We start from the raw sequence: 22705 nt of genomic DNA on the forward strand, positions 1-22705 counted from the left end.
GGCCTTCTGGGTCGTCGGGTCCGTGGCAGGGTTGAGGAAGATGGTCATGCGAGTACCCCTTCGAAGGTGTGGGTTACTGGGCCGCCGACCCACTGAGTTCGGCGCGGTCGGTCATCGTGAGGCCGGACGGTGAGCGGCTGCCCGGCGCGGTTGTGGACGGTGACAGGCCGAGAGGAGACGAGGCCCCGCATGGCGGCGATGACGACCGCCGCCACGGCACCGCTGCCGCACGACAGCGTTTCCGCTTCGACGCCGCGCTCGTAGGTGCGGATCTTGAGGGCCTGGTTGCCGGCCGACTGGACGAAGTTGACGTTCGTCCCCAGCGGGGCAAGGTCGGCGTGGTGGCGGACAAGGCGGCCGACGAGTTGCGTGTCGATCGCGTCAACGTCGTCCACGATGGCGACGACATGTTCCGTACCGGTGTGCGCGCTGTCGAACCATGTGGGCTTGCCGTTGATGATGGTGTTCACGCGGCGTGGATGGATGGCGCCGACTTCGGCCGTGACCCACACGGAGTCGCCGGCGACGACCGCTTGGTGTTCCACCCCGGCCATGCGGAGCGTCATCTCGCCGAACCCGTGGTCGTGGTGTGCGGCCCAAGCCGTGCACCGTAAAGCGTTGCCGCACATGGTGGCGGTGGAGCCGTCCGCGTTGAAGCAGTCGACTTCCAGGACGGCAGGGGTGTCGGTGATCAGGCTGCTGATGACCAGCCCATCGGCGCCGACCCCGGTCCTTCTGGCGCAGAGGCGTTCGGCCTCCTGCGGCCAGTCCTTCTCGCTGCCGGGCTCGGTGGCGGAGAGCAGAACGAAGTCGTTCCCAGCTCCGTGGATCTTGCGGAAGCGCATGGCAAAGCTCCTCGTGTGAGGCGTGACAGCTCAGGTGGAAGCCCAGACAGGGGGCTGGATCAGGGGTGTTCGACGGGCCGGAAGGTGGCTGGGACCGTGCCGAGGGGCGGCGGGGGTATTGAAGGCGGAGTCGTCACCTTGCGCTCGTATACTCAGCTCCTCCAGACACCGAGCACGATGGCGGCGCCCAGGGCCACGACGCAGGCAATGTAGGTCAGTTGCTGCCAAGCGCGACTCATGAGGCATCCGCAGGATGGTTGCGGAGTCGCTTGCGGACGGAGTTGATTCCGATCTCCGCTGGCGGCATCCATGCGGCTGCACCAGTCTCGATCAACGACGGAAGGACGGCACCGGAGTGGGCCCGGAAGAGATAGCGGAAGCCGACCCGAAGGCGCGGCCCGTACCGATGCTGGCTGGGTGGGGTCGTGTCGACCAGGAAAGGGCCCTCCAAGCCGGGCTCGGTCCACACGTCGCGGACGCCAACCTCCTCCGCGAGAAGCCGAAGGGCCGCATCGCTGAGCGTCTCGTCCTGATCCTCGGGCTCAGCCTCGGCGAGAGCGAAGCCACCGCCGTGCCGAAGGCTCAGGACGCGCCCACTCTCATCCACCACAACGGCGCCCGTCGTTATGACGGGGCAGCGGCCCTGGTGATTGCACACGCGACGCTGCGCGTGATCGCGAGCCGCGTCGTACAAGGGCATCAGCGCCATTTTCTCGGCGGGGTGCTCATTGAGATAGTGCGACAACTCCCGGGCGATGTAGCCGACTTCGACGCTCACGGCGCGCTCAGCCCCTCCCGCTCGGTGTAGATCCACAGCGAGCGCCGTGCGAGGAAAGCCGTGTCGCGGAGGTAGGTAAGGACGCCGAAGGCCGACGTCTCATTGGTGGGCCGTGTCCCGTGCTCAATCAGGTTGAGGCCCTCCCGGAACAGCGCCCGTACGTCGCGGTCCTTGTCCTGTCCCAGGTCCAGCAGGCTGCTCAAGTGACTGACGATGATGGGCAGGGACGCGTCCATGTCCTTGCGAGTGGTGCTACCCATCCGCATCCCGAGGACGAGATCGGTCCGCGCCGAAATGCCCTCAACGTCGATGGTGGGATCAACCGCTGTACTGTCGGCCACCCCAAGCGCCTTGCCGTAACTTGCCACCGCTATCACGTCCCTCCCTGGCACGTCTTGGAACCGTGTGCCTAACCGTAGGGAGGGTGATGAGAATAACTCCAGGAGTGTGCCCGGACTTGCCGGACTCAGTCGAGTGAATTGATGGCTTTAGTGATCAAGTCACGCGCGCCATGGCCGTGAACGGCAAGGTTGGCGAGGTCAGTGAAGGTCTCGATATACATGGCCACCTCGTGCTTCTGCACGACAGTCAGGTGTGCGGAGACCAGTTCAACCTTCACGGTGTGATCATCAAAAATGAAAAAGCCCTCGACGGGCATGAATGGCCGCTCGACGTCTCGGGGGATGATCCCAATACTCACCGTGGGCAGAGCCATCACCGTGAGCAGGTAGCCGAGCTGTCCGGCCAGGACTGCCGATCCGCCGACGTGGTGATAGAGGGCGTTCTCCTCCAGCAGGATGGAGAACTGATGATTGCCGTAGACGATCTTCTGCTTCTCGACGCGGACTTTGACCGCCGAGTCAATGTCATCGGCGAGGCCGCGGCGGTCACGAATCGAAGTCAGCAACGCCTTGATATAGGAGGCGGTTTGCACCGGCCCAGGGATCAGAGAAGGCGAATAGAAGCGGAACCGCTGAGTACGCTCCCAGAGCGGCAAGACGGACCGCTGGGCCCACGTGAGACCTTCGCGTTCCATGGCGTGCCACTCGACGTACATGCCCTCGATGCCCTGGGCTGTCGAGACCAGATCCTCGGCTTGGTCGTCCGCCTCGCACGTACGGCACCAATCGCGAAGATCGCGCTCCGAGGGCGCACGTGTGCCGCTCTCGAAGCGCGAAGCCTTCGACTCATGCCACCCGATGTTCTGCGCCAGGGCACGTTTTGTCAGCCCGGCTGCTTTCCGGATCTCTCCCAAGCGGCGCCCGAGCGCTTTACGTGCTTCCTGGACGCTCGAAGAAGCCGATTCCATTTCTCGGTGACAGTCCTATGTGTTTCAGTGTGTGAACTCTGCGTGAGGCGTGGCCTTCTTCCAGACGGCTTCGAAGGCAGACTCGCAGAGCTTTGCTACTTCCGGGTCCTCGGTGAGTTCCGGTTCGGTGGGTTCGCCTTCTCCGTCGAAATGATTGACGTACACAAGGCTGGAGTCGAACAACCAGAAGTCGTTGCCCGGAAGGGCAATTGCGGTGGCGCTTCGCCGTGAGAGCCAGCGCACATCCTCGCCCGCTGCGATATTCAAACCGTCCGTCACGTCGCACTCGAAACGAATGTATTCGCTTACGGGGGTCGAAATGACGCGCGCTCGACGGATCTCGACGCCGCGTGTTACGGCTTCGCTGACGATTTCGTGCCAGGCACCCCACCGCTGAGCGGGGTCGATGGGCTCGCCGGCCTTCCAGTCGACGAAAGCCGAGTCCGTCTTGGAGTAGGCGTCTCGCGTCTCCAGGTGGACAGCGCTCCTCTGGCAGTCGCGGAACAGCTCCCTAAACGTCGGGGCCGCTGCCATCCTTCTCCACCTCCGGGTCGGTGTCCGCGCCCTTCCTGTCCTGCTCAAGGAAGAACTGAACCATGTAGCGCGGGATCTCGACGACCCCCTCGTGGGCGGGGATGCTCATCTGCCTGAGCCGCTCCTCGTCATCGACGTTGAAGCCCTGGACCAGGTAATGGTCCGTCTCCTCGTCCAGGTACACGGTCGGGCTGTTGCCGTCAGGGCTGTTCGGGTCCTTACCGAGCATACGCAGCGCCATAATGCCCTCCTCATGAGGTCGGTGTCGCCCTGCGTGCCCGATCCTGCCCGAGGCGTTGATGCTGCGTCGAGAAACTTGCCAGAACTTGCCAGAACGCCTCAAGCGGAGTCGGGTTGTCAACGAACCTCGGTGGCCCTGGACTCGAAGCGCCCCAGCAGGAAGCGGACCATGGCGGCGAGCACGTCTGCCTGTCGGCTCGACTGCGCTGTCAGGGCGTTGACCTGTGCTCTCAGCTCGTCGTCGTTGACCTTGGCCAGGGCCGAGAAGGCTGCGTTCGAGGCGTTGTCGGCGGAGAGAAGCAGGGTGCTCTCTTTGGGATCCTCGACGGGGATGGCCCCGTTCGCCCTGGCGTCGGCCTGAGCATTCTCCGCCTCGCTATACGGGCGGCACAGGACCGTCCCGTCCTCCTGCCGCTCGTAGTACGTCCTGGTCGTCTCGTCCCAATACCCGATCGCTTCTTCCGGCATTGCCTCGCTCAAGCGGCACCCTCCAACTCGTCGTAACCGTCTACGTACTCGGTCCCATTCAGGTGCGCGGCGATCTTGCCGATGCCGCGTTCACAGCGGTAGCGCACGGCCCGCCCGGTGACTCCTTCGAGCGCGCCCGACGTCCGCCCCGTAGCGAAGGATGAGGGCGCGGCGCTCGCCGAGGGGCAGGGACGCCGTCACCCAGCCCCGCCGGATGTCGGCAAGGTGGGCGAACAGCGTTCCCGCGGCCTTCTTGTCGACCGTGCCCTTCGGCATGTCGGCATCCGGCGCTATCGGGTTGCGGATTCCGTACGCCGCTTCCGCCTCCCACACCGCCGGAAGCAGGTGTTCGACCAGTCGCCGGTCGTACGTCACCGGCCGCTCCGCTCGGCCGCGCTCCGGGCGGCTCGTAGAAGACGTGTCCGGAGCGGTGCTTGGCGTCCGTCAGTCCCCTGTCCCTCAGCCGCTGAGACATCCACCGGTGCAGCAGGCCGGCGCCCCCCTGCGCGAGGACGCGCCGCACGTCGCCGGACCGCTCGGCGGCCACGATGACCGCCTCCCGGAACGCGTCGTCGTATTCCAGCGTGAGTCCGTAGTCGCGGGCGAAGGCACGCGCGACGGCCTGGGCGACGCTCTCGACGTGCGGCTCGGCGAGGGCGGACCAGTCGACCGCCACGGGGGCTTCGGCTGATTCGAGGTCGGCGAGTTGCAGGTTCATCGGACCACCTCCTTGACGGGGGTCTGGCCGTCCTTCGTCGCAGCGACCATCAGGCCCGGTGCCCCGGTGGTGCCCTTCGCGTGCCGCCACCACGTCGACTCGCTCTCCATGGCCGGAGGTTGAAGGAAGGTACGCGGGCCATCCGTGTCCACGTACTCGTGGTGGAGGTGGCCGGCTACGAGGAAGCCGCGTAGGTGCTGACCTTGTTTTCCCGTGCTGACTTGACCCCCTCGCAACCACGCCACCGCAGGTGGGAGCGTTGGAGTCAACGTTCAGGTTCAATGTGTAGTTTATTCGTTACTGCATGTTAGGCGGTTTCGTCGAGCGTGCGGGTCGGAAGAGGTCGACTTCTCCCGGAGTCGGCCTCTTCGTCGTCACCGTGCTGGATGGGTGTTGGATATTCTGACGCCGGATCGGTCGGCGTCAGGTGTCGTAGACGGTGGAGCGATGCCCGACGTGTACAACCCACACGAGGAGCTCCCCGTTGTCGATCGTATAGACGACGCGATAGTCGCCGACTCGGAGTCGACGGCGCTCCGGCTGCGACACGAGCGCGGTGGTGCTGAAGCCGAGGGGATCGCTCTCCAGCTCGGTCAGTTTGGCCAGGATGCGCAGTGCCTTGTCGCGAGGGATCTTCCGGAGTTCCGCCTGCGCCTCGGGTCGGAACGCGGTCCGGTACTCACTCGCGCTGTGCTCATTCACTGCGTGCCAGCGTCTCCCTCATGATGTCCTCGATCGGGATGCCGGGAGCCGGATTAGCCATGCGTTCATCGATGATCCGGTTGATCTCGCGCTCTTCCCACTCCTGGTATCTGCGCAGCACCTCGATGGAGACGACGGCGGCGACTTCCCTGCCTCGGCGCGTGATCACGGTGGGCACGTCGTCGCGATCCGCGCGCTCCACGACCTCGGCCAGGTGTGCGCGCACATCGCGGATGGACTCTATGGGCAGCGGCTGCGTCATACGCTCAAGCGTACCGTGTGTTCCATGTGTACACATCCGTGCCTGGGTCGCGTGGTGCTGGATGTGCTGGATGAACTCGCACCGTGCTGGATAGGTGCTGGATAACTGCTTCCGGAACCGTGTTTACGCAGGTCGGAGCTCTGCGTTGAACGTTCCGCTTCAACGTCTGATTATGTGAATGAGCGCCACGTTGGGCCCTGGTAAACGTGCAGGTCGGAAGGGTCCGCCTCCTCGGAGGTGGGCCCTTGGCTCTTTCCCGCGCCGGGTTGGTGTCGAGACAGCTGGCTGGCCGTCAATAGCCTTTCCTTCCGAATGGCACGCGGAGTGGTACGTTATTAGGTACCACTTGAGGGAAGGGGTCAGGTCATGTCGATAACGGCGAGTGAAGCCCGCAGGGAGCTCTTCCCGTTGATCAAGAAGGTCAACGAGAACCACGAGGCCATCGAGATCGTCTCGAAGCACGGCAACGCCGTGCTTGTCTCGGCCGAGGACTACGCGGCGCTGCGCGAGGGCTCGTACCTGCTGCGCTCTCCGGCGAACGCTCGCCGGCTTCTCAAGGCGTACGGGAACGCCCTGGCGAACATCAACGTGTCGGAGCGGGAGCTGATCGATCCGGACTCGGCGGACGCGGGTGCGGGTGCCGGGTGAGGCTTGTCTTCGAGGACCAGGGCTGGGAGGACTACACGTCCTGGCTCAAGAACGACCGTAAGATGCTCGCCCGAATCAACAAGCTCATCGAGGACGTCAGGCGTGACCCGTTCTCGGGTATCGGCAAGCCCGAACCTTTGAAGTACCACCTGCCTGGCGCGTGGTCGCGGCGGATCGACGACGAGCACCGCCTCGTCTACCTGGTGACAGACAAAGAGGTCGTCATCCTCGCGGCTCGGTACCACTACTGACCGCCCGTGCTGGGATGATGCTGGGATGAACCCTTGAGAACAGCGTTTTTGCAGTTCATGGCTCTGCGCTCGACGTCCCGCTTCGACGTGTAGCCGTGTCCTCGTCGTGCGTGGCCAGGTGCACCGCTGCGGTGCAGTGCCTCACTGCTCCTCACTGCTCCTCGTGGAGCTGCCCGAGCCGGTTCATCGACGGCGTGTGTCCGGCCGAGGCCGCTGCCTGGTACATCCCCGCGCTCGCGGGGAGCCGCTCGACGCCCTCCTTGGTCTCCCGTCGGTACGCCTCGCGGTGGACGGCCTCCGGATCGGCACCCGGCTCGGGTCTCCCGTTCGCCGCGAGGCGGTCGGCGACGGCGCCGGAGATGTGGTCGATGGGTGAGGCCGGCCGGCGCCCTACCGGCCGTCCGCCTCCACCCGCAGTTCCGCCAGTCCCGCCGGCTTCTCCGGGTCCTCCGAGCTGACCGTCACACGGACCTTGCGGGCCGTGTCGCCCGCCAGGTAGGGACGCCAGAAGCGGCCGTCCAGGGAGGTCTCCACGGTGTGCGAGGCGGGGGCGGTGCCGCTCCAGGCCGGGGTCACGGAGGTGAGCCGGAGGGGCCTCGTGCCCAGGTCCACCGTCAGGGCTCCCTCCGCGCCGTCGGGGGACCAGGACGTCGCCGGGGCACCGTCCACCGCCGCCTCCGCGTACAGGCCAGGGGCCTCGGACGTCGCCGTCACCGGGCGGCAGCGCGCCGTGTCGGCCGTCGGGAGCAGGTCGGGGCGCCGGGTGGGCAGCTCCAGCGCCGAGGAGAGGCGGCGCGGACCCGCCTCCGTGTGGACCGTGAACGGGGCGCCCGAGGTCAGGCGGACCGTGGTCGTCCGGGGGCCGATCCCGACCTCGTACGCGGAGCCCCGGTACCGCAGGCCCTTCAGGGTGACGCCCTCGTGCAGTTGGGGCGGCAGTGTCGGGTCCAGGCGCACGCCGTCCTCGCGGAGCCTGAGCCCCGTCAGGCCGTGCGTGAACACCTGGAGAAAGCCGCCCTTCCCGGTCAGGAAGTCGTTGGCGGGGAAGCCGGACAGCGGGTCCTGCGCACCCGCCTTGTCGCCGCGCGCCTCGGAGAACAGGTCGTACGGGCCCCGCATGAAGGGGCGCACCGCGCGCTGGAGGTAGGTGTACGCCGAGCAGCCCGGCTCCCCGATCGCCGCCGCGTCGATCGCGTGCACCGAGTCCGTCATCGCCGGGCCGTCCGGGTCGGTGCGGGCCGCGTAGTAGTCCAGGGTGGCCGCCGCGGCACCCGGCTCCATCGGCCATTCCAGCGGGTAGGTCAGCAGGACCGTGTCCGCCTGCTTGATCGTGGATCCGTTGTAGCCCGCGTACTGGAGGAAGACCTTCTTCTCCGCGTCGTACGGGATGCGCAGCCCGTCCGCCACCTTGTTCCAGGCGGCGGGCGGGCGCCGGCCGAGGAGGTGGGCGGCGCGGGTCGCGTTGCGCAGCGCGGTGGCGGCGACCGCGTTGGTGAAGACACCGTCGTCGACGCCGTTGCTGTACTCGTCGGGGCCCGCCACGTCGTTGACGGAGTAGCTGCCGTCCGCGTTCGCCGTGACGCGCGACTCCCAGAACTCGGCGATGCCCCGGAGCAGGGGCCAGCCCCTCGACGCCAGCCAGTCGCGGTCACCGGTGGCGAGGTAGTACTGCCAGACGGCCAGCGAGACGTCGCCCTGGAGGTGGTTCTGGGTCAGACAGTGCGGCGGGTCCCAGCTCTGGCACTCGGATGGGAGGCGCCCCCGGCTCGCGCTGGTCCAGGGGTAGAACAGGCCCCGGTGGCCCAGCTTCTCGGCGTTCGCGCGGGCCGCGTCGCGCGTGCGGTAGCGGTACTCGACGACCGGGCGCGCCAGCTCCGGGCGGGTCGCGAGCAGCCCGGGGAACATCCACGTCTCCGCGTCCCAGAAGATCATGCCCGCGTAGTTGTCGCTGGTCGGACCGGCCGGGGCGATGCTGTCGGAGGAGCCGCGCCGGGCGCTCGCCAGCAGCCCGTACTGGGCCGAACGCAGCCAGCCCTGGAGCCGGCGGTCCCCCGGGACCAGCACATCGGCGGACCAGACCTCGCGCCAGGCGGCCCCGTTCGCCGCGAAGACCCGGTCCCAGCCGTGCCGTGCCGCCCGGTGCGCCGCCTCGCGGGCGTCCTCGGCCGGGGCGCGGGAAGTCAGGGCGGTGTCGACGCCGACGTACTTCTCGAAGGTGTACGTGCGGTCCGCGCGGACCGGGGTCGCCCTCGGGGCCGTACGGGCCCCCGACCGCAGGGTCTCGACCACGCCCGAGCCGTGCCGCATCGTCTGCGCGACGGCCCCCTCGATCCCGGTGCCGAGCGTGCGGAACGTGCCGTCCTCGCGGAGCGTGATCCGGCGCGCGCCCCGGTCGTCGAGCCGGCCAGTGACGGTCGCCGTGCCGCTCCAGCGCGGGGTCATCCGCAGGCGTACGGCTCCGGTGTGGACGTCGGACCGGTCGGCCAGCACGTCGTACGTGAGGTCCGTGGCCCGACCGCCGGCGGTCGTCCACCGCAGCGAGGTGCGGACGAGGCCGCAGGCGAGGAAGACCGTCTGGCGGTAGTGCGAGATCCGGCCGGCCGGGGTGTCCGTGCCGAGGGTCTCCTCGCCGACCCCCACGTCGATGTTGGTCCAGCTCGGCAGCGCGGCGATCACCTCGCGGCCCTGGGAGACGGCCTTGTCGCGGGCGTAGAGCCCGGAGACGAACGCGCCGTCGTAGCGGGGGGTGTAGAGCGGCCAGCCGGTCTTCTCCCCGGTGGCCGCGTATCCGGCTCCGGCCGGGGGGACGCGGTGGCCGAGGTAGCCGTTGCCGATGTACGGGTCGTAGCCGGCGGCCTCCCCGAAGCGGGTGGACGTCGGCGCCCAGGAGGTCCCGGGGGCGCCCGGACCGTCCGTCCTGCCGCAGGCGGGCACGGCCGGGTGCGGGGACGGGGGCGGTGCGGGGGAGCCGGACGGGGCGGCCGGGCCCGGCCGCGGTAGGGGGCCGGGAGGTTCGGTGGCGTCGGCGGGGGGCGGCAGCGGTGCGATCAGGGCGACCGCGACCAGGGGCGCGAGGACGGAGATGCGCGAGAAGCTCACAGGGCGACGGTAGGGACGCGCGGGTACGGTCGGCCGTCACGGCACGCACGGTCCCGCACCGGGCGTCCGCCCGACCGCCGGATGGAGCAGGTCCCGCGTCCGTCCGTTTCCGCTTCTTCCTCGCAGTTCTCCACTTCCATCTCCCGGTCCCCGGGCCCCCGGGGTGCGGCCCTCGCCCAGGGAGATCGGCGAGGTGGCGAGCGCCAGGAATTCCTCGTAACGCCACAGTGAACTGACCCGTGTGGAAAGCGCGTTCGGCGCAACACCCCGCGCGGGGTGAAGTCGAGGTCCCAGGGGCCCCGGCAGACCGGGCAGCACCAGGTCAGGGCCGTGATCTCGGACCGGGTCCCGTCCGTCGGACAGTGATAGGTCGTCATGTTCGCCAGGATGACAGGCGTATGGCAGATGAATGGCGCGCGTATGGCGCACCCCAAGGCACCCTTGTGGGTTCGCCATGGATCGGTCAATCTTTCGCTGGCAGCAGGGCACGCGGCTCACCGGGCGACGCAGAAAGCGGGGCGTTCGGCCGATTGATTTGTCATGCCCCTGTCGGGAGTCGTCTTGCGGCTCCGGCACCCCCCCACCAGAGCACGTCTATGAGGAGGACCCCTCAGATGTCAGTGACGCGTCACACCCCCCAGGCCCGTCGAAGACTCGCCGCGGCGACCGTCATAGCCACCGCAGCCGCCGTCGCACTCGCCACCGCCGCACTCCCGGCGACCGCGGCCGAGCGCGCACCCGAAGGCGTGATTCTGAACGCGGGCGCCCCGGGCACCATCAGTGACAGCTACATCGTGACGCTGAAGGACTCGGCCGCGAAGTCCGACTCCGCCCAGGGCAAGGCCCTCGCGAAGAAGTACGGCGCGAGCATCGAACGCACCTACCGCTCGGCCCTCAACGGCTACGCGGTCGAGGCATCGGCCGCCGAGGCGAAGAAGTTCGCCGCCGACCCGGCCGTCGCGTCCGTCTCGCAGAACCGCACCTTCACGGCTTCCGCCACCCAGAACAACCCGCCCTCCTGGGGCCTCGACCGGATCGACCAGAAGAGCCTGCCGCTGGACCAGCGCTACACCTACCCCGACAAGGCCGGCGAGGGCGTCACCGCCTACGTCATCGACACCGGGGTGCGCATCAGCCACAGCGACTTCGGCGGCCGGGCCTTCAACGGCTACGACGCCATCGACAACGACAACGTCGCGCAGGACGGCCACGGCCACGGCACGCACGTGGCGGGCACCGTGGCGGGCACCGCCCACGGCGTCGCCAAGAAGGCGAAGATCGTCGGCGTCCGCGTCCTGAACAACCAGGGCTCCGGCACGACCGCGCAGGTCGTCGCCGGCATCGACTGGGTGACGGCCAACGCCGTCAAGCCCGCCGTCGCGAACATGAGCCTCGGCGGCGGCGCCGACGCGGTCCTCGACGCGGCCGTCCAGCGGTCCATCGCCGCCGGCATCACCTACGCCGTCGCGGCGGGCAACGAGTCGACCAACGCGAACACGAAGTCCCCGGCGCGTGTCGCCGAGGCCATCACGGTCGGCTCGAGCACCAACACCGACGCCCGTTCCAGCTTCTCCAACTTCGGCGCGGTCGTGGACATCTTCGCGCCCGGTTCCTCGATCACCTCCGCGTGGAACACCAACGACACCGCCACGAGCACCATCTCCGGTACGTCGATGGCCAGCCCGCACGTCGCCGGCGCCGCCGCGATCTACCTCGCCGACAACCCGGCCTCGACCCCGGCCCAGGTCTCCGCCGGACTCGTCGCCGCGTCCACTCCCGGGGTCGTCACCAACCCGGGCACGGGATCGCCGAACCGGCTGCTGTACGTGGGTCCGGGCGGCGGCAACCCGCCGGAGCCGGGCAAGAAGTTCGAGAACACCATCGGGTACGCGATCAGCGACAACACCACCGTCGAGGCGCCGGTCACGGTCACCGGTGTCACCGGCAACGCCCCGGCCGCGCTGAGCGTTCCGGTCAACATCTCCCACACCTACATCGGCGACCTGCAGATCGACCTGGTCGCGCCCGACGGTTCCGTCTACAACCTGAAGGCGTACGGCTCCGGCGGCAGCAGCGACAACGTGGTCACCACGTACACCGTCGACGCCTCCTCCGAGGTCGCCAACGGCACCTGGAAGCTCCGGGTCGGCGACAACGCGAGCGCCGACACCGGGCGGATCAACAGCTGGGCGCTCCAGTTCTGAACACGCCCCGGCCCGCATAGCCGAACCGCTGGACCGCTGGACCGCTTTGGTCCCGGTGGTCGGGCCGGGGTGGCCGCGTCACGCGGCCACCCCGGCCCTTCGGTGTCAGCGGCGGTTGAGCCCGCGGTCGACCGCGGTGATCAGTTCGCCGTTCTCCGTGTCCCCGTCCAGCGACCAGAACATCGCCCCGCCGAGACCCTTGTCCCGGATGTACGAGGCCTTGGCGCGCAGCACCTGCGGGTCGTCGTACGTCCACAGGGTCGTGCCGTCGAACAGCCACGCGTGGCCGTTCTTCACATCACGGTGGACCTTGTACGTCCCCGAAGCGGCCAGCTGCTTCAGGACCTTGTAGTCCTCGTAGCCCGCCGCCCAGGTGGCCGGAGCCGGGGCCGTGGCCGGCTGTCCCATGCCTGTGCCGCCGCCGCTCACCCCGGTCCAGCCCTGGCCGTAGGTCGGCATGCCCATCACGATCTTGTGCTTGGGCGCGCCGCGGCGTACCCAGTCGCGTACGGTCTGGTCGACGCTGAAGTCGTTCTTCGCGTACAGGGCCGACTGCTGGGCCGTCTTCTTCTCGCCGGAGACGTGGTAGTCGTAGCCCTGGATGTTGACGAAGTCGAAGTCCTTCATGAGGCGCTTCACGTCGAAGCCCGCGTCGATCGCCTTCGGGTTGGCCGCCACGTAGGCCGACAGGTCGTAGTGGATCGGCTTCGGCTTCCCGTGCCCGTTGGCCGCCTTCTCCTTGGTCGTAGCCCGGCTCTTCGCGTAGGCGTCGAGCTGGGTGCGGAACTCGTGGATCAGGGCGGTGAAGTTCTTCTTGTCCTCCGGGCGGAAGACGGTGCCCTCATTGCCCGCCGAGCCGGGCCACTCCCAGTCGACGTCGATGCCGTCGAAGAGGCCGGCCGCCGCGCCGTCGCCGCCGCGTGCCCCGTCCGCCGGGAGGTTGCCCTTGATGTACAGGTCGAGGCACGAGGCGACGAGGGCCTTGCGGGAGGCCGCGGTGCGGGCCGCGTCGGAGAAGTGGGTGGAGTAGCTCCAGCCGCCCAGCGAGATCATGACCTTGAGACCGGGGTGCTTGGCCTTCAGCTCGCGCAGCTGGTTGAAGTTGCCCGCGAGCGGCTGGGTGTCGGTGTCGGCGACACCGTCCACCGATCCCGCCGCGTCGAGCGGGCGGGCGTAGTCCGCCCAGGCGTCGGCCTGGCCGGGGATGTTGCCGGTGAAGCACTTGCCCTCGGCGTTGACGTTGCCGAAGGCGTAGTTGATGTGGGTCAGCTTGGCCGCGGCTCCGCTGGTGTCCAGGTCCTTGACCTGGAAGTCGCGTCCGTAGATGCCCCATTGGGTGAAGTAGCCGATGCTCTTGTACGCGGGGCGGTGATGGCCCTTGTCGCGGTCGCGGTCGCCGCCGTCGTTCCGGTCGTGGCCGGCGCTGGCGGTGGCCACGGGTGCGATGCCTGCCAGCAGGGCCAGGGCGACGCCGGCGGTGGTCATTCGGGACAGGTTTCTTCGGCGCATGAGGCTCGTTCCTGTGCGTGATCCGGTGCGGAAGGAAAGCGGAGGGAAAGCGGAAGGAAGTGCGGGAGCCGTGCTGTGCACAGGAAGGTATTGGTCTGGACCAAAAATGGTCAAGAGTCCGGGAGTTGCCGACTTCGGCGGTGGTGTCGGTGAGGTGGTGCCGGTGTGGCCGTGTCGGCCGGTGTGGCGCTGGGCAGGGTGGAGTCGGAGAGCGTCCGGGGCCGATCCGGTGTCCGCGTTCGAGGTATGTGTTCGAGGTATGCGTGGACCGTCACAAGGTCATCACATTGAGTGAAACTCTGGCCTACGCTTGCGGTGCACAACCCACGGTTGTCAGGCTGTCGCAGACTGTCAACCTGTTGGGAGTGGCCTGTGACTTTCGGTGAGCAGCCCGCCTATCTGCGCGTGGCGAGTGATCTCAGGGAGAAGATCGTCAACGGCGCGCTGCCGCCTCATACGCGGCTGCCGTCGCAGGCTCGCATCCGGGAGGAGTACGGGGTCTCGGACACCGTCGCCCTGGAGGCGCGAAAGGTCCTGATGGCGGAGGGGCTGGTCGAGGGGCGCTCCGGCTCCGGCACCTATGTGCGCGAGCGCCCCGTGCCCCGCATGATCGCCCGCTCCGGCAATCGGCCGGACAAGGGGGCGAGCCCGTTCCGGCAGGAGCAGTCGGCGGGCGGGGCGCGCGGGACCTGGGAGTCCCGCAGCGAGCAGGAAGGGGCGAACCCCGAGATCGCCGAACGGCTGGGCATCGAGCCGGGCGACCGCGTCATGCGCACGCACTACGTCTTTCGGGAGGTGGGCGAGCCGATCATGCTCTCCACCTCCTGGGAGCCGCTCGCCGTCACCGGCCGGACGCCCGTGATGCTGCCGGAGGAGGGCCCGTTGGGTGGTTGCGGGGTGGTCGACCGGATGGCCGCGATCGACGTCGTCGTGGACAACGTCGCTGAGGAGGTCGGCGCGCGCCCGGGGCTGGCGGAGGAACTTCTGGCGCTGGGTGGCGTGCCCGGTCACGTGGTCATCGTCATCGGGCGTACGTACTACGCCTCGGGCCGGGCCGTGGAGACGGCCGACGTGGTGGTGCCGGCGGACCGGTACAGGGTCGCGTACCACCTCCCGGTGAGATGAGGCGAGATGACGCCACGTCGGGCCGGTTGGGGTGAGATGACGCCCCGTCGGGCCGGTTGAGGGGCGCCGACCGGGGCTGATGGGTCACGAGGGGGCGCAATCTGCGGGTGCGCCCCTTTCGTGATGGCCGGATGTGTATCTCTTTGTGTAAAGCCGCCTGCACTGAGTGAGGGTCAGGCGTACGCTCGGGCATATGCGTACTGCGGTTTCCTGGGGATCCTTAGAGACGTGCACGCCAACGGGGAGAGGGGCGATATGCGGGGGAGCGACACGATGAGCGACAGCGGCACCATGCTCCCTTGGCAGGTGATACGGCAGGACGACGGCGGCAACCGCTACCGCGTGGGCAGGTACGCCACGCAGGCCGAGGCCCAGAAGGTCGCCGACGGCCTCGACGACCGCCATCGCCACCAGGTCTACCGGGTGGAGCGCGTGGGGCAGGGCGGCAGGCCCTGACCTGGCGGGCGACCTCGCGGGGCCCTGGGAGGCCGTTCCGCCCCCGGGGCCCCGCGGCCTTCCTCGAGTCTTCACGTCTTCACGCCCGCGCGCGTCTCTGTGGCGCGCCCTCGTGCCGTCTCCGTTCCCGTCTCCGCCTCGCCGCCCGTGCCCCGCCGCCTCCGTCCCCACGTTCCGTGCGTCGGCGGTCCGGACGGTAGGGTCCCGCCCTGACCGGGGGTGCGGAAGCCGCCGGAGACGCGACGAGCGGGGCGGAGTGGTGGCGGTGCTGATCGACACGGTGGCGTGGGTGCGGATCGAGGGCGGCAGGATCCTCTGCGCGCGGCCTCGGGGCAAGGATGTCTTCTACATTCCGGGCGGCAAGCGAGAGGGTGCGGAGACCGATCTGCAGACCCTCCTGCGGGAGGTCGAGGAGGAACTGACGGTCGGCCTGATCCGGGAGACCGTCGTTCATGCCGGGACGTACGAGGCCCCGGTGGATGAGCGGGCCGACGCCGCCGTCGTACGGATGAGCTGCTACTACGGCGACTACCGCGGCACGCTCGCCGCGAGCAGTGAGATCGAGGAGATGGCGTGGTTCTCCTTCGCCGATCGGGCCCTCGTGCCGCCCGTGGACCAGTTGCTCTTCGATGACCTCAGGGCGGCGGGCGCGCTGAGCTGACCCCCGGGCCGTGGTGCGCGCTGAGCTGACCCCCCGGGCCGTGGTGCGCGTACGCCCGTCCGCACCAAAGACGGGGCTGGGCGGTAGTGAGCAACAAATGGTGGGTATGGGCTGTTTAGACCCCGTTTGCGTAGGGGATGTGCCCGTGGTCGTCCCTGGGAAGTGATCGGCGTGATCGATACCGAAGGTGACTGCGCCGAGTGGGCCTTCCCCGCCGAACCCGGTTCCGTGCGGAGCGCCCGGCACGCCGTCCGGGGCGCGCTGGGTTCCTGGGGCCTCGACGCGGCGGTGGGTGACCTGGCGGTCCTGCTCGTCAGCGAGCTGGTGACCAACTCCCTCCGGTACGCCTCCGGTCCCATCGGCGTACGTCTGGCCCAGTCGCACGCGGACGGGGGTCATCCGCTCGTCGACCACCCTGCCGCCACCCCGGTGCTGTTGGTGGAAGTCTCCGATCCGCTTCCGGATCCACCCACCGAACGCAGTGCGGGACCCGACGACGAAGGCGGCCGGGGACTCCAGCTCGTGGCCTGTTCCGCACGTAGCTGGGGGACCCGCCGCGGAAAAAGTGGCAAGACCGTGTGGTTCGAGCTGGCTCTCCCTGGTTAGGAGAGTGGAGGGACGCACAGCGATCACCAGAGGTCGGGCAGAACCTGGCTGAAAGGGACTGAGACCTTGCTGTGATCGTGAACGCCGTGTCGGTCGGGGCCGCAGTGCTGAATACTGCGGGAAGGACCGGTCCGGTGTGTGAGCTGGAGGGGACGGTCGCGTGAGCGAAATACCTGGGACAACGGGAGATGTCGTCACAACCACGGGCGACGTCGTGTGGCAGAACAGCCCACCCGGCTCGATCTACGACTACATCAGGGTCGCCTCCTTCTCGATCGGCCCCGACGGTCTGATCGAGCAGTGGAGCAGCCGGGCCGCCGGCCTGTTCGGCATGGCCTCGGCCGAGGCGATCGGCCGCGACCCGGTGGCGGCCTTCATGCCGGCCGAGCTGCGCTCGGACGGCCATCGGAGGGTCGGCGAGATCCTCGACGGCAAGGAGTGGACGGGCCTCGTCCCGTTCCGGATGCCGGGCGAGGGCGGGGCGCACGGCGTCGCCGAGGTCTATGTGATGCCGAGTCTGACGGGCCGGGGCGAGCGGGCCGCGCTCTGTATCGTCGTGGACGTCCGGGCCTTGCGGCGCATCGAGACGGACCTCGCCGCCTCTCAGGCCATATTCGGCCAATCTCCTTTCGGCTTCGTGCTGTTCGGCACGGACTTCGCCGTCGTCCGGGCCAACCAACGCTTCGCCACGCTCTTCGGCGGCGCGGCCGACGACCACCGGGGCCGCACGGTGGAGGACTATCTGGCCGGGGCCGAGGCCGACCGGCTGTCCGCCACCCTGAAACGGGTCCTGGAGACCGGGGAGTCGGTCACCGATCTCCAGCTCGTCGGCCCCGCCCCCGGTGGCACCGAGCGCCGCCACTGGTCCATGAACCTCTACCGGGTGCACAGCGGGGCCGGCCGCCCCGTCGGTATCGCCGGTCTCGCCACCGATGTCACCCGCCGGCACATCGCCGCCCGCGAGGCGGCCAGCGCCCGCCGCAACCTCGCGCTCCTCAACGAGGCCAGCGCCCGCATCGGCAATTCCCTGGACCTGGAGACCACCGCCCGCGAGCTCCTCGACGTGGCCGTCCCCGGCTTCTGCGACCTCGCCACCGTCGACCTCTACCAGGGGCTGCTCACCGGCGAGGAGGCCGCTCCCGGCAGGTGGGCGCCCGCCCACCGCGAGTCCGCCGGAGGCTCGGCGGAGCTGCGCCGGGTGGCCCACGCCAGCGCGGTCGCCGACGCCCTGCCCACCGCCGTGGCCGGCGGCGGGCCCCCGGGCCCGGACGACCTGCCGCCCGCTCTCGGCTCCGTGCACCGCTTCCCGTTCGGCTCGCCCTGCGCCATGGCGCTGCGCTCCGGCCGGGTCGAGGCCGTCCCCGGCGACGAGATGGGCTTCGTGCAGTCGACGCTCGCCGTGCCGATGGTCGCGCACGACACCGTCGTCGGGCTCGTCCGGTTCTCCCGTACGAAGGGCAGCGAGCCGTTCGGGGAGCGCGACCGGGGGCTGGCCACCGAACTGGCCGCCCGCGCCGCCGTCTGCATCGACAACGCCCGCCTCTACCGCCGCGAGCACGAACGCGCCCTGATCCTCCAGCGCAGCCTCCTGCCCCCCGGCGACCCGGAGGCCGCCGGCCTCGACATCGCCTGCCGCTATCTGCCGGGCAACACCGCCACCGAGGTCGGCGGCGACTGGTTCGACGTGATCGAGCTGCCCGGCCACCGCACCGCCCTCGTCGTCGGCGACGTCATGGGCCGTGGCCTGCGTGCCGCCGTCGCCATGGGTGAACTGCGCACCGCCGTGCGGACCCTGGCCCTCCTCGACCTGGAGCCCGCCGAAGTGCTCTCCGCCCTCGACGAGGTCGCCCGCGGCCTCGGCTCCCCGGGCGGCGGCGAGCGCAGCGAGGTCCTCGGTGGCAGCGGGGGAGGGCAGTGGCCCTCGCGCGCCGCGCAGAGGTCCCGCGAGGCCGACCTCTCCGAGGTGTATCTCGCGACCTGCGTGTACGCGGTCTACGACCCGGTCACCCGGCGATGTACGTTCGCCAACGCCGGGCACCTCCCCCCGGCCGTCGTCGAGCCCGGCCGGCCCGCCCGGCTCATCGACGTCCCCCCGGGCATGCCGCTGGGCGTCGGTGGCGAGCCGTTCGAGGAGGTCGAGGTCGAGCTCGCGGAGAACGCCCTGCTCACCCTCTACACCGACGGCCTCGTCGAGTCCCGGGACCAGCCGCTGGACGAGGGCCTGGACGCGCTGCGAGCCGTCCTCACCGGTCCGCAGATGGAGCTGGAAGACGCCTGCGACCACGTCCTCAGCACCCTCGACACCCGGCACGGCGAGGACGACATCGCCCTCCTGATGGCCCGCATCCAGGGGCTCCCCGGGGAGGCGGTCGGGGACTGGACGCTGCCGCGCGAACCCCGCTCCGTGGGGCGCGCCCGTGAGCTGGCCCGCTCGCAGCTGGTCGCCTGGGACCTCGGCGACCTGGTCGACACCACCGAACTCCTCGTCAGCGAACTGGTCACCAACGCCCTGCGCTACGGCGAGGGTGAGATCCGGCTCCGGCTGCTGCGCGACCGCACCCTGGTCTGCGAGGTGTGGGACGCCGGTCTCGTCCAGCCGCGCCGCCGCCGCGCCCGCGACACCGACGAGGGCGGACGCGGCCTCCAACTGGTCGGCCTGCTCAGCGCCGCCTGGGGCTCGCGCCGCACCCCGCGCGGCAAGACCGTCTGGTTCGAACTGGCCCTGCCGGACGGGGCCCCGGCCGCCGAACTCTCCGTGGAGCAGCTCCTGAGCATGTACTGAGCCCCCCCGCCCCGCGGGGGCGCCGACCCCGCCCGGTCCGTGAGGGCGTCCAACCCGTCCGCGCCGGTGGGGGTGATCCGGGCCAGCAGTTCATCGCGCTTCGCCTCGGTCCGTACCAGGCGTTACGCGCCCGTCTTCAGGGCCGCCGGCCGGGCCTCGACCCCCGCGCTGTCGCCCAGACTGTCCAGCTCCTCGAACTGGGCGTCCAGGGAGGAGGCCGCCGGCTCCTGCTTACCCAGCGCCTTCGCCTCCTCGCGCCGCACCTTGTCCTCGAAGCGGCTCAGCTCGCTCGTCGGGTCGGGTACGTCCATGTTCTTCACGGCGTCCGTCATCGTTCTTCACGGCGTCCGTCATCCGGTTCCGCGCCTGTGCGGACCTCGAACGCGCCACCAGTTCGTCGCGCTTGGCCTTCAGCTGGGAGAGCTTGGCCCTCGGCGGTCCCTTCGAGCAGCCCGCCGGCGTCCGCGAGGTTGGTCTCCGTCCCGGTCAGCGCGGCGGGTAGCTTCCGCGCGGCCTCGTCCAGCTCCGCCGCCCGCCGGTCCACCGAGTCCAGCAGTGTGCCCGCCTGTCCCACCGCGCCCCTCCGGAGCGGTACGTTCCAGGGCGCGCAGCCGGTCGAAGTCCTCGGCGACGGTGTCCAGGCCTTCGTTCGCGGTCGCGCACCGCCGCAGGATCTCCTCCAGCATCCGGCGGCGGGTCGCGTCGTCCTCGGGGAAGGCGTCGTCGAGTCGCTGACGCAACCGGAACGACCGCGTCAGCTCTTCCTTCGCCCGCGCGACCGCCTCGGTGAAGGGCTTCGCGGCCTCCTCGCCGAACTGGGCGGTGGCGAAGCCGAGTTCCTCCTCACTGGTGCGCACCGCGTCGTCGGTGTCCACCAGCACCTCCTTGGCCTGCCCGTCCAGCTCCGGCAGCGGCGTCGGCGGCTGGGGCGCACCGCCCGCCCCCGCGCCCCGGCCCCAGCCGGTGGCCGCCGGGGTGGTGCGGGTCGTCGTGCGCCGTCTGCGCCGGGCGTACGCGTAGGCGCCGACCGCGACCGCGCCCACCACGACGGCCACCGGCAGGATGAGGTCGCGGGCGCCGGTGGTGCCGGAATCACCCGTTCCGGGGTCGGCGGGCCCCGGGGTGATGGCGGGGGCGGTCACCGGGCGTCCGGCCAGTACGGAGCCGTAGCCGCCGGCCGCGCCGATCGCGGCTCCCGCCCAGTCGTTCTCCCGCAGCGCGGGTTCGATCGCGGTGCCCGCCACGTCCCGCGGCTGGGCGTCGGTGAGCGGGGAGCCCGCGTCGACGGAGTAGGCGTACCGCCGGTCGTGGGTGGCGACGGAGAGCAGTACGTCGTCCTGGCCCAGGCCGTTGCGGTCGGCGGTCTCGTCGCTCCACGTCTGTCCGGACCGGCCGGAGAAATCGCGTACGTACACCACGAAGAGCTGGACGCGCTCGTCGGCGTACAACCGGTCGAGTGCGCTCTCCACCCGCCCCGTCCGGTCACCCAGGGCACCCACCCGGTCGGTGATCTGCCCGTCCCGGGACAGCTCGACGGGGTCGTCGGCACGGGCGGTCGCGGCGGCGGGGAGCAGCAGCCAGCACACGGCGGACAGCACGGCGAGCAGGCCGGTGAGAGGACCGGCGAACAGGCCGGTGAGAGGCCAGGTGGGAGGGCCGGCGGACCGGCTGGGAAGCCAGGCCCGGCCGGGTGCGGCACTCCGGGTCCGTGGCGGTCGAGGAGATGTCACCTTTGCGAGGTTATGTGTGCCTTTTCGCCCCCGCGACCCGGCGTTCCGTCGGCCCCCGTCGGCTGTTCGCATGAAAGGGCGTGGGAAAGAGGTACCCCCGCGCGTGTGCGGAGAGACGGTGGCCGCCGACCGTCGTCAGATGGGGCGGACGTGGCGCGGTCCGGGGCCCGGTGCCGGAGGCCGCCGGTGCCGCGCCGGTGCGGGCCCGGCACTCATGAGCGGACCGAGATCCGGAGGTGGCCCATGACTGGCCTTCAGCTGTCGGTCGTCGTGCCGTGTTTCGACGAGGCCGAGGTGATCGAGGCCTTCCACGCCGCGCTGGTCGGCGTCCTGGGACCCCTCGGGGACAGCTTCGAGATCTGTTACGTGGACGACGGCAGCCGGGACCGCACCCGCCCCCTGCTGAGCGCCCTCGCCGCGCGCGACCCCCGGGTCCACTACACCGCCTTCAGCCGGAACTTCGGCAAGGAGGCCGCCATGCTCGCCGGCCTCCGGATGTCGCGCGGGACGGCCGTCGTGATCATGGACGCCGACCTCCAGCACCCGCCGGAGCTGATCCCCCGCATGCTGGAACTGCACCGGCACGGCTACGACCAGGTCATCCCGCGCCGCGACCGCGCGGGTGAGGGCATGCTCCGCACCAGCCTCAGCCACACCTACTACGCGCTCGTCCGACGCTGCATGGACGTGGAGCTCATCGACGGGTCGGGCGACTTCCGGCTGCTGTCCCGGCGGGCGGTGGAGAGCGTCCTGTCCCTTCCCGAGAGCAACCGCTTCTCCAAGGGGATCTTCTCCTGGATCGGCTTCGACACGGTCACCTTCCGCTACCGCAACAGCGAGCGGGTGGCGGGCCGGTCGAAATGGGGCAGCAAGCGGTTGCTGAACTACGGCATCGACGGACTGCTCTCCTTCAACAACCGCCCGCTCCGCCTCGCGATCTACACCGGCTTCTGGGTCTTCGTCTCGGCCCTGGTCTACGCCCTGTGGACGGTCGGGGGTGTCGTCCTGAACGGCGCGGACACCCCCGGCTACGCCACCCTCCTCACCGCCGTCGTCGCCCTCAGCGGCATCCAGTTGGTGACGCTCGGGGTCATCGGCGAGTACGTGGGCCGCATCTACCACGAGGCGAAACACCGCCCGCCCTACGTCGTGCGCGAGACCGACACGACCGTGCGGGCGCTGTCGGACAGCCCGCCGCCGCACCCGGGGCTCACCTCAGGCCCGGGCGGACGCGCCGCCACCACCACAACGGCCTCCGTGACCGCCACCACCGCCCCGGCCCCGGGCCCCGCGACCGGCGCCCCCGGCCGGGCCCGTACCGTCCGCCAGTTCGGCAGCTTCGTCCTCATCGGCTGTGTGAACACCGCCGTCTACCTCGGGATCTACGCCTCGCTGAACCGCTGGATCCCCTACCTCACCGCCCATGTCATCGGCTACGCGGTCAGCATCGTGGGCTCGTTCCTGCTCAACTCCTACGTCACGTGCCGGACGCGACCGACCTGGCACGCCTTCGTCCGCTATCCCCTCTCCAGCCTGGTCAACCTGGTGGCGTCCGGAGCCCTGCTCTACGGGGCGGTGAGCGGTCTCGGGATGGACAAGAACCTCGCCGCGCTGGCCGCGGGCGTCCTCGTCACCCCGGTCTCGTTCCTGCTGGCCCGGTGGGCGATCACCTCGGGCCAGACCAAGGCCGCCGCCGCCGTGCGGCGGGCCGAACCACTGCCCGGCCGTCCGGAGCCCGAACCGCTGCCCACCCGCTCTTCCCAGGAGGGGTGACGTCC

The 22705-nt window shown here is 69.8% G+C and carries 22 protein-coding genes and 3 pseudogenes; 10 read left to right on the top strand and 15 right to left on the bottom strand.

The window, feature by feature from the left end; all coding sequences use genetic code 11:
- Nucleotides 1-44 precede the first annotated feature (44 nt).
- From dapF to ACZ60Q_RS16465, 8 genes are all read right to left on the bottom strand, one after another.
- The gene (gene dapF, locus ACZ60Q_RS16430; RefSeq protein ID WP_469634248.1) at nucleotides 45-845 is read right to left on the bottom strand and encodes a diaminopimelate epimerase; all 801 of its coding nucleotides are present in this window, start codon (nucleotides 843-845) and stop codon (nucleotides 45-47) included.
- 235 nt (nucleotides 846-1080) lie between these two features.
- Nucleotides 1081-1623: an NUDIX domain-containing protein gene (locus ACZ60Q_RS16435; protein WP_469634251.1), complete on the bottom strand. Its 543-nt coding sequence runs from the start codon at nucleotides 1621-1623 to the stop codon at nucleotides 1081-1083.
- Nucleotides 1620-1991, bottom strand: coding sequence for a hypothetical protein (locus tag ACZ60Q_RS16440; RefSeq protein WP_469634254.1), 372 nt, complete (start codon nucleotides 1989-1991; stop codon nucleotides 1620-1622). The genes ACZ60Q_RS16435 and ACZ60Q_RS16440 overlap by 4 nt, the downstream gene beginning before the upstream one ends.
- Before the next feature lie 98 nt (nucleotides 1992-2089).
- The gene (locus tag ACZ60Q_RS16445) at nucleotides 2090-2932 is read right to left on the bottom strand and encodes a helix-turn-helix domain-containing protein (protein WP_469634256.1); all 843 of its coding nucleotides are present in this window, start codon (nucleotides 2930-2932) and stop codon (nucleotides 2090-2092) included.
- A 24-nt stretch (nucleotides 2933-2956) separates the two neighbouring features.
- Nucleotides 2957-3466, bottom strand: a complete 510-nt coding sequence (locus ACZ60Q_RS16450; protein ID WP_469634259.1) for a DUF6879 family protein — start codon at nucleotides 3464-3466, stop codon at nucleotides 2957-2959.
- Nucleotides 3444-3707 carry a hypothetical protein gene (locus ACZ60Q_RS16455; protein WP_469634262.1) on the bottom strand — a complete coding sequence of 88 codons (264 nt, stop codon included), beginning with the start codon at nucleotides 3705-3707 and terminating at the stop codon, nucleotides 3444-3446. Before ACZ60Q_RS16455 ends, ACZ60Q_RS16450 begins: the two co-directional genes overlap by 23 nt.
- Nucleotides 3708-3823: 116 nt before the next feature.
- Nucleotides 3824-4186, bottom strand: a complete 363-nt coding sequence (locus tag ACZ60Q_RS16460; protein ID WP_469634265.1) for a hypothetical protein — start codon at nucleotides 4184-4186, stop codon at nucleotides 3824-3826.
- Between the two features lie 78 nt (nucleotides 4187-4264).
- Nucleotides 4265-4549: a hypothetical protein gene (locus tag ACZ60Q_RS16465; RefSeq protein WP_469634268.1), complete on the bottom strand. Its 285-nt coding sequence runs from the start codon at nucleotides 4547-4549 to the stop codon at nucleotides 4265-4267.
- A gap of 106 nt (nucleotides 4550-4655) precedes the next feature.
- Between ACZ60Q_RS16465 and ACZ60Q_RS16470 the strand changes: the two genes are divergently transcribed.
- Nucleotides 4656-4865 (top strand): hypothetical protein, encoded by a 210-nt coding sequence (locus tag ACZ60Q_RS16470; protein ID WP_469634271.1) that lies wholly within the window; start codon nucleotides 4656-4658, stop codon nucleotides 4863-4865.
- 450 nt (nucleotides 4866-5315) lie between these two features.
- On the opposite strand, the gene ACZ60Q_RS16475 is transcribed toward ACZ60Q_RS16470, so the two are convergent.
- On the bottom strand, nucleotides 5316-5594 hold the full coding sequence (locus ACZ60Q_RS16475; RefSeq protein ID WP_469634274.1) for a type II toxin-antitoxin system RelE family toxin: 279 nt from the start codon (nucleotides 5592-5594) through the stop codon (nucleotides 5316-5318).
- Nucleotides 5587-5856 carry a type II toxin-antitoxin system Phd/YefM family antitoxin gene (locus ACZ60Q_RS16480; RefSeq protein WP_469634277.1) on the bottom strand — a complete coding sequence of 90 codons (270 nt, stop codon included), beginning with the start codon at nucleotides 5854-5856 and terminating at the stop codon, nucleotides 5587-5589. Before ACZ60Q_RS16480 ends, ACZ60Q_RS16475 begins: the two co-directional genes overlap by 8 nt.
- A 366-nt stretch (nucleotides 5857-6222) precedes the next feature.
- Between ACZ60Q_RS16480 and ACZ60Q_RS16485 the strand changes: the two genes are divergently transcribed.
- Both ACZ60Q_RS16485 and ACZ60Q_RS16490 read left to right on the top strand, forming a co-directional pair.
- Complete coding sequence (locus tag ACZ60Q_RS16485) at nucleotides 6223-6504, top strand: type II toxin-antitoxin system Phd/YefM family antitoxin (protein ID WP_469634280.1); 282 nt, start codon at nucleotides 6223-6225, stop codon at nucleotides 6502-6504.
- The gene (locus ACZ60Q_RS16490) at nucleotides 6501-6755 is read left to right on the top strand and encodes a Txe/YoeB family addiction module toxin (protein ID WP_469634282.1); all 255 of its coding nucleotides are present in this window, start codon (nucleotides 6501-6503) and stop codon (nucleotides 6753-6755) included. The genes ACZ60Q_RS16485 and ACZ60Q_RS16490 overlap by 4 nt, the downstream gene beginning before the upstream one ends.
- 390 nt (nucleotides 6756-7145) lie before the next feature.
- On the opposite strand, the gene ACZ60Q_RS16495 is transcribed toward ACZ60Q_RS16490, so the two are convergent.
- Together ACZ60Q_RS16495 and ACZ60Q_RS16500 are read right to left on the bottom strand one after the other, a co-directional pair.
- A complete protein-coding gene (locus tag ACZ60Q_RS16495; protein ID WP_469634285.1) occupies nucleotides 7146-9854 on the bottom strand; it encodes a glycosyl hydrolase family 65 domain-containing protein in 2709 nt (902 codons plus the stop codon).
- A gap of 159 nt (nucleotides 9855-10013) precedes the next feature.
- Nucleotides 10014-10231 (bottom strand): annotated as a pseudogene (locus ACZ60Q_RS16500) (threonine synthase); the annotation flags it as partial.
- Nucleotides 10232-10468: 237 nt separating this feature from the next.
- Here ACZ60Q_RS16500 and ACZ60Q_RS16505 point away from each other — a divergent pair.
- Nucleotides 10469-12058 (top strand): S8 family peptidase, encoded by a 1590-nt coding sequence (locus ACZ60Q_RS16505; RefSeq protein WP_469634287.1) that lies wholly within the window; start codon nucleotides 10469-10471, stop codon nucleotides 12056-12058.
- A 105-nt stretch (nucleotides 12059-12163) separates the two neighbouring features.
- On the opposite strand, the gene ACZ60Q_RS16510 is transcribed toward ACZ60Q_RS16505, so the two are convergent.
- Nucleotides 12164-13567: a glycoside hydrolase family 18 protein gene (locus tag ACZ60Q_RS16510; protein WP_469634290.1), complete on the bottom strand. Its 1404-nt coding sequence runs from the start codon at nucleotides 13565-13567 to the stop codon at nucleotides 12164-12166.
- 372 nt (nucleotides 13568-13939) lie between these two features.
- Between ACZ60Q_RS16510 and ACZ60Q_RS16515 the strand changes: the two genes are divergently transcribed.
- The 5 genes from ACZ60Q_RS16515 to ACZ60Q_RS16535 all read left to right on the top strand — a co-directional run bounded on the left by ACZ60Q_RS16515 (nucleotide 13940) and on the right by ACZ60Q_RS16535 (nucleotide 19197).
- Nucleotides 13940-14692, top strand: a complete 753-nt coding sequence (locus ACZ60Q_RS16515) for a GntR family transcriptional regulator (RefSeq protein WP_469634293.1) — start codon at nucleotides 13940-13942, stop codon at nucleotides 14690-14692.
- A gap of 255 nt (nucleotides 14693-14947) precedes the next feature.
- On the top strand, nucleotides 14948-15148 hold the full coding sequence (locus ACZ60Q_RS16520) for an SPOR domain-containing protein (RefSeq protein WP_469634980.1): 201 nt from the start codon (nucleotides 14948-14950) through the stop codon (nucleotides 15146-15148).
- A 256-nt stretch (nucleotides 15149-15404) separates the two neighbouring features.
- Complete coding sequence (locus ACZ60Q_RS16525; RefSeq protein WP_469634296.1) at nucleotides 15405-15809, top strand: NUDIX hydrolase; 405 nt, start codon at nucleotides 15405-15407, stop codon at nucleotides 15807-15809.
- Between the two features lie 162 nt (nucleotides 15810-15971).
- Entirely contained in the window at nucleotides 15972-16415 is a 444-nt protein-coding gene (locus ACZ60Q_RS16530; protein ID WP_469634299.1) for an ATP-binding protein, read from the top strand.
- 214 nt (nucleotides 16416-16629) lie between these two features.
- A complete protein-coding gene (locus ACZ60Q_RS16535) occupies nucleotides 16630-19197 on the top strand; it encodes a SpoIIE family protein phosphatase (RefSeq protein WP_469634982.1) in 2568 nt (855 codons plus the stop codon).
- Between the two features lie 122 nt (nucleotides 19198-19319).
- Here ACZ60Q_RS16535 and ACZ60Q_RS16540 read toward each other — a convergent pair.
- Together ACZ60Q_RS16540 and ACZ60Q_RS16545 are read right to left on the bottom strand one after the other, a co-directional pair.
- A pseudogene (locus ACZ60Q_RS16540) lies at nucleotides 19320-19629 on the bottom strand (PspA/IM30 family protein); the annotation flags it as partial.
- A pseudogene (locus ACZ60Q_RS16545) lies at nucleotides 19625-20828 on the bottom strand (TPM domain-containing protein); the annotation flags it as partial. The pseudogenes ACZ60Q_RS16545 and ACZ60Q_RS16540, both read right to left, overlap by 5 nt.
- A gap of 342 nt (nucleotides 20829-21170) precedes the next feature.
- On the opposite strand from ACZ60Q_RS16545, the gene ACZ60Q_RS16550 reads away from it, so the two are divergent.
- The gene (locus ACZ60Q_RS16550) at nucleotides 21171-22700 is read left to right on the top strand and encodes a glycosyltransferase (protein ID WP_469634301.1); all 1530 of its coding nucleotides are present in this window, start codon (nucleotides 21171-21173) and stop codon (nucleotides 22698-22700) included.
- Nucleotides 22701-22705: the final 5 nt, after the last annotated feature.

The sequence above is a fragment of the Streptomyces sp. NPDC104313 genome, from assembly GCF_055583985.1.

Coding starts and splice junctions, on each gene's coding strand:
- dapF (WP_469634248.1), bottom strand. CDS start 845: ATGCGCTTCCGCAAGATCCACGGAGCTGGGAACGACTTCGTTCTGCTC.
- ACZ60Q_RS16445 (WP_469634256.1), bottom strand. CDS start 2,932: ATGGAATCGGCTTCTTCGAGCGTCCAGGAAGCACGTAAAGCGCTCGGG.
- ACZ60Q_RS16450 (WP_469634259.1), bottom strand. CDS start 3,466: ATGGCAGCGGCCCCGACGTTTAGGGAGCTGTTCCGCGACTGCCAGAGG.
- ACZ60Q_RS16455 (WP_469634262.1), bottom strand. CDS start 3,707: ATGGCGCTGCGTATGCTCGGTAAGGACCCGAACAGCCCTGACGGCAAC.
- ACZ60Q_RS16480 (WP_469634277.1), bottom strand. CDS start 5,856: ATGACGCAGCCGCTGCCCATAGAGTCCATCCGCGATGTGCGCGCACAC.
- ACZ60Q_RS16485 (WP_469634280.1), top strand. CDS start 6,223: ATGTCGATAACGGCGAGTGAAGCCCGCAGGGAGCTCTTCCCGTTGATC.
- ACZ60Q_RS16505 (WP_469634287.1), top strand. CDS start 10,469: ATGTCAGTGACGCGTCACACCCCCCAGGCCCGTCGAAGACTCGCCGCG.
- ACZ60Q_RS16510 (WP_469634290.1), bottom strand. CDS start 13,567: ATGCGCCGAAGAAACCTGTCCCGAATGACCACCGCCGGCGTCGCCCTG.
- ACZ60Q_RS16520 (WP_469634980.1), top strand. CDS start 14,948: ATGCGGGGGAGCGACACGATGAGCGACAGCGGCACCATGCTCCCTTGG.
- ACZ60Q_RS16550 (WP_469634301.1), top strand. CDS start 21,171: ATGACTGGCCTTCAGCTGTCGGTCGTCGTGCCGTGTTTCGACGAGGCC.